The following is a 5563-nucleotide window of genomic DNA, read 5'->3' as shown; positions in this document are numbered from 1 at the left end:
TTTCATAAAAACCTCTATTTCATTATATCATATGATATAATAGATTAGAGGTGAAAAAGATGAAAATTTATGAAAAATATCCAGAAATCTTATCCTTTACTGCAGAAGTTAAAGATAAGAGATTTAAAAATAACATCAGCCAACTACTTGTAGAAAAAACTATCTTTATGCCAAGTGACGATTTTTTGATAAACGATTACAAGACTGCAGGAGGTCTTGAAGTTGTTGAAGTAAAGGAAAATAAAGGCAAGGACCTTATTTCTGTAAAGGGCAAATACACCGAAGATACAATCGAATTAGTTGTTGATAAAAAACTCAGATATAGGAACCTTTCCTACAATACTGCCTATATTCTCTTTCAAATTTTCCTAGAGGGATTTTATGGCAAGGTCAAAACCAACCTATTTTTAAGCGAAGATAAGGCCTATATCACCCTTTTAAATTACACATCAGACATCGACCCAGAACTTTTTGATGAAATGATAAACTACGCCATTGAATCAAACCTACCTATTACAAATACGGCAGGAATCACAGAAGTAGCAGGTCTTGGTACCGTGATTAATTCTTATATGAACTTTGACAATACCTTTAAAATCAGACGTTTTAAGGTTCTTGATGTGAATAAGGATGGCAAAAATACCATAATTTCAATCTCAGCTGGCAATAATTGACAAAATACTTTTACCATGGTAAACTATTAGAAATTTAAAGAAAGGAGAACAGAAAAATGATCAGATTAAAAAAAGGAAAGAAAACCCGTAACTAGTAAGTAAGGATAGCTCCTTGACTTACATAAGAAAAACAAGGAGGATGCCGAAGATTCGGCACTATGAAAGAATTTAAATTTTTAATTAAAAAGATGGCTCATTTGGAGCCAATCATGTTTTTACTAATCGCACTTTATGGTCTATTTGTAGGGATCAAACCCTTCTTATGGATTATTTCCCCTGCCTATATCCTAGAAAACTATCAAGGAAATCCTAAAGTTTTTCCAATATTCTTTATAGGCTTATTTTTTATTTCTTCATTAATTAGTTTATTTGATGCCTTTGTTATGGGCAATTATAGGATGAGGATGAACCACGTCCGCTACAAGCTAATGAATATGATCACAGAGTATTCACTCTATCTCCCCTACGCCAAGAAAAAAGAAAAGAAAGAATCCGAAAAAATAAGTGATGCTATGAAGTCTGTAGAATCGCCTTGGCACGGTGCTGGTGGCATTATGATGGATTTGCCAAATATCTTCGCCATGGTCGTTTCTATAGGTGGATTTTTGTGGATATTTTTGTCTATGGATCTTTGGGTCCTTTTGACAACAATCATCCTAACTATCATATCTTGGATATTTTTAGACCAAGTACCAAAGGCCTATGACAATTATTGGCAACAGATGAGCCCAAATTGGGATAAATTTTCCAAACTCAATAACGAAATGAAATCACCCCTATCTAAGCAGGATATTTTAATTTTTGATACATTAAGGATTTTCAAATCCTATTACGGTAAGACCAACAAGTCTAGGATAATCCGCCTCGGAGAAGTTAACACCAAGACTCTAAGGATTTTTACCCTGGCAAATATATTTAACCTAATTAGGGATGGCCTTATAATTTATTGGCTGATGACAGGTCTTATTGCTGGAAGAATTTCTCTAGCAAATTTTTATGTATATTTTACAGCAATCTTTGCCTTTATTGCCTTTAACCACGAGACCATGTGGGTTTTTTCTGATATTAGGAAAAACTTTAGCGTCTTCAAGCCATTTTTTAAAATTACTGATGTTTATAAGGATGAAAAAGAAGAAATTTATCCAGACCATATGGAAATAGTCCTTGATGGAGTATCCTTTAAGTATCCGGGCACAGATGACTATGTTCTAAAAAATATAAATCTAAGAATAAAAGACTCAGAATCTATCGCCCTTGTAGGAGAAAATGGTGCTGGCAAGTCAACCCTTGCCCTAATCCTCGCTGGCTTATACCAACCAACACAAGGTAGGATTTTAATAAATGGAGAAGATATAAAGGATTCTCAGATAGACTATAAAAAGCTAATCTCAGCTGTCTTTCAAGATTCAAATCTTTTGCCATTTTCCTTTAAGGAAAATATCCTAATGACGACTGAGGATAGAAACCTAGAACATATTTACAAAATGACCCACCTAGATGAAATCATAGATAAATATGAGAAAAAGGACGGCCAAACTCTTCTAAGAATTTTAGACAATGACGGGGTCGACTTGTCTGGGGGTCAAAAGCAAAGGCTATTTTTGGCTCGTGCTATTGCAAAATCTAAGGCAAAACTACTCATCTTAGATGAGCCAACAGCTCAACTTGATGCCCTAAATGAAAGAGAACTTTATATGCTCTATGATAATCTCACCAAAGATAAATCTTCGATTTTTATCTCCCACAGACTTGCATCAACCAAGTTTTGTGATAGGATAATTTATCTTAAGGACGGAAAGATTCTCGCAAATGGGACTCATGATGAGCTGATGAATACTTGTGAGGATTATAAAGACCTCTATAATCTTCAAGCAAAAAATTACAAGGAGGTCCTATGAATAATATAAGAAAACTTTTTAAATTAATTGACACCTACCACCCAGGTTTTACTTTTAGGGTAATTGTTACAAACCTCATTCTAGGATTTTTACCTCTTATAAATATTTTCGCCCCAAAGCTAATAATTGACGAGCTTATGGGACAAAAAAGAATTTCCTACTGCCTAGGTCTTGGACTCTTGGTTATAGGCCTAGGTTTTATCAAGGAAGTAACTTATAGATGGCTAAATAATTACCTAACCCTAACCTTTGAAGATATGTCAGACAAACTTACTTTCAGGATTGCCCAAAAATCCCTAAGGCTTCCTATAGAAAAATCTGACTCAAAAGATATCCAAGATATGATGGAACAAGCCCACTATGCAGTTTGGGAAATGTACACCCTCTATGACATAATAGTCTTGGTAATATCAGCTGCCATAACTGGAATCTTAGCTTTGGGAATCCTTGTAAAGCTAAATCCTGCAATAATCATCTTGCTAATTTTATTAGTTTTGATAAACAAAAAAATAGTAAATCTTATTAAAGAAAACGAACTAAATTACCAAGGTGAAAGTGTTTCTGAAATAAGGTCCTACAGATTTTTTGCAGATTTTGCGGCAGATTTAAGGTATTTTAAGGATGTAGAAATCTACGACGGTCAAGAATTAGTCCTAGAAAAAGCTGACATCTACCACCAAAATGTAATAAAATCTTCAACCGAATACTTCAACAAAAACGGAATATACACTGGGATTATGAATGTGAGTGCAAATGGCTCAATAATCCTTACTTTAATTTATCTAACCTATAAATTAATCGATAAGACCATAAGCCTTGCAAACTTCACTATGTATTTTAACTCCCTAATCCAAGTCATAAACGCAACCAACCTCATCCAGCAAAACTACGCCAAGGTAATTTCTGTAAATGCTCAATTAGATGTATTTTTCAAATTCCTTGACATGGAAGAAGGCCTCCTTGATAAGGGAGAAATCACTGATATAGATACAAGCAAGATTAATATTAGATTTGACAATGTATCCTTCAAGTATCCAGCAAGTGAAGATTATGTCCTAAAAGATACTTCATTTGAAATAAAAAATGGAGAAACTCTTGCCCTTGTAGGCAAAAATGGTGCCGGCAAATCTACCATAGTTAAACTTTTGTGTAAGTTTTACGAACCAAGTGATGGTCATATCTACCTAAATGATATAGATATATCTAAGATTTCAACAAAAAGATACTACCAAATCATATCCCCTACCTTCCAAGATTTTAGGCTCTTTCCGTTTAGGATTAGCGAAAATATCACAAGTAAATTGAAGGAAGATATTAGGACTGATGAATACAAAAATATGGATAAGGCCTTTGACCTTCTCAATTTATCAAACTGGATTGCTAAGCAAGTTGAAAAAGAAGATACTTTCCTCACTTATCTTTTCTCAGACAAGTCTGTTGAGCCATCAGGTGGTATAGGTCAAAAACTAGCTCTCGCTCGTTCAATCTTCCATGAAGGGAAATTTTTTATCATGGATGAGCCAACCAGCGCCCTAGATCCAAGGAGTGAACAGGAAATTTTTGAAAATATGCTAAAAATTTCAAAGGGTCAAACTTCCCTATTCATCTCCCACAGGCTATCGTCTACCAAGTATGCGGACAGGATAATAGTTTGTGATGATGGAAAAATCACAGAAAATGGTACCCACGAAGAATTGATGAAGGAAGATGGACTTTATAAAGAAATGTTTACAACACAAGCAGAATTATATCTATAAGGAAAAAAGCTTAGGCGAAAAATCGCTTAAGCTTTTAAATTTATATTAAAATGTCATTCTCTCATAATATATAAAGGCTACAATAAAAACTAAAGACGCTACAAGGTGTATTCCTAGGGCTAAAAGAGCTTTTTTCTTATATAATTCAAGGTTAGCAAGGTCTTTGCTAGAAATATTTTGTATAGGGTATTTTTTTCTGCCAATCAAATAAGCTAGCAAGAAGGCATTGCCATTATTACCCGAAATATTTAAAACTCCCAAAAGCTTAGGGTGTTTTAGGCCCCTTGCATTAGCATCAATTTGAGTCATCTGATATATATTATATTGGAGAAAAAAAGCTCCAACCACAAAGACTGCTCCGCTTATTATCATTATTATTAATTTTATATCCATTTCATTCTCCTAAAATCTTTTAATAATCTCACTATAAACTAAACCTGTTACTATTACTGCCAGAGTAAATATAGCAATTAAAACTACTTTTTCCGGTAAAAATTCTGTAAACATTGCCATAAGAATCATTGCTATTAAGGCAATTACTATAATAAATATGAGTTTCTTGTTAGACTTTACAATGTCTGTTGATTCTTCCAAATGTTTCATAAAATTATCACTCCCTTTTAAGAGCTCATCAAGACTTATTTGGTATAAATCTGATAAAGCAATTACATTTCCAATGTCAGGATAGGTTTTGTTGTTTTCCCAGTTTGAGATTGATTGTCTTGATACAAAAAGTTTTTCTGCGACTTCTTCTTGGGTCAATTTTTTATCCAACCTAGCATTTTTTAATTTGTCTCCTATTTTCATTCTTACCTCCTAAGTCTATATTAAAAAATTTTATCTATTTAGTCTATCTATATCACTTTACACTCAAGTTTTTTTATGTAAAAATGCTTTTACATTCCTTGATTTTAGTAATTTTCTTAAATATTTGACCAATTTTTCAATATATATGATAATTATATAAGGAGGAATTATGGAAGGAATTATTATTGGAGTGGTGACTTTTTTTCTTATAGGGATTTTCCATCCCCTTGTGATTAAGGGAGAATATTATTTTGGGAGGAAGGTGAACAAAGTTTTTATTTTATTTGGCATAATTTTTGTTGCCCTTTCCCTTTATATCAAATCTCTTATCCCTAGTGTCTTTGCTGGAGTCATTGCCTGTTGCTGTTTTTGGTCAATTGGCGAGGTTATCGAACAAGAGCAAAGAGTCCTAAAGGGTTGGTTTAAG

General features: G+C 33.4%; 6 protein-coding genes. 4 read left to right on the top strand and 2 right to left on the bottom strand.

Annotated features, from left to right (window positions below; all coding sequences use genetic code 11):
* The first annotated feature begins 59 nt into the window (after positions 1–59).
* The 3 genes from RQ907_RS07220 to RQ907_RS07210 all read left to right on the top strand — a co-directional run bounded on the left by RQ907_RS07220 (position 60) and on the right by RQ907_RS07210 (position 4329).
* Positions 60–674, top strand: coding sequence for a hypothetical protein (locus tag RQ907_RS07220; RefSeq protein ID WP_311492703.1), 615 nt, complete (start codon positions 60–62; stop codon positions 672–674).
* A gap of 158 nt (positions 675–832) precedes the next feature.
* Positions 833–2572, top strand: coding sequence for an ABC transporter ATP-binding protein (locus tag RQ907_RS07215; RefSeq protein ID WP_311492702.1), 1740 nt, complete (start codon positions 833–835; stop codon positions 2570–2572).
* Entirely contained in the window at positions 2569–4329 is a 1761-nt protein-coding gene (locus tag RQ907_RS07210) for an ABC transporter ATP-binding protein (protein ID WP_311492701.1), read from the top strand. The genes RQ907_RS07215 and RQ907_RS07210 overlap by 4 nt, the downstream gene beginning before the upstream one ends.
* A gap of 45 nt (positions 4330–4374) precedes the next feature.
* On the opposite strand, the gene RQ907_RS07205 is transcribed toward RQ907_RS07210, so the two are convergent.
* Complete coding sequence (locus RQ907_RS07205) at positions 4375–4722, bottom strand: hypothetical protein (RefSeq protein WP_311492700.1); 348 nt, start codon at positions 4720–4722, stop codon at positions 4375–4377.
* Positions 4723–4731: 9 nt separating this feature from the next.
* Entirely contained in the window at positions 4732–5136 is a 405-nt protein-coding gene (locus RQ907_RS07200; RefSeq protein ID WP_311492699.1) for a helix-turn-helix transcriptional regulator, read from the bottom strand.
* Positions 5137–5305: 169 nt separating this feature from the next.
* Between RQ907_RS07200 and RQ907_RS07195 the strand changes: the two genes are divergently transcribed.
* The coding region (locus RQ907_RS07195; RefSeq protein ID WP_311492698.1) for a DUF4491 family protein at positions 5306–5563 on the top strand (258 nt) is incomplete at its 3' end.

The organism is uncultured Anaerococcus sp., assembly GCF_963510575.1.
In the GTDB taxonomy this organism is placed as follows: Bacteria; Bacillota; Clostridia; order Tissierellales; family Peptoniphilaceae; genus Anaerococcus.
Note: the sequence above shows the minus strand (reverse complement) of the source record. Positions and strands in the feature narration are given on the sequence as shown.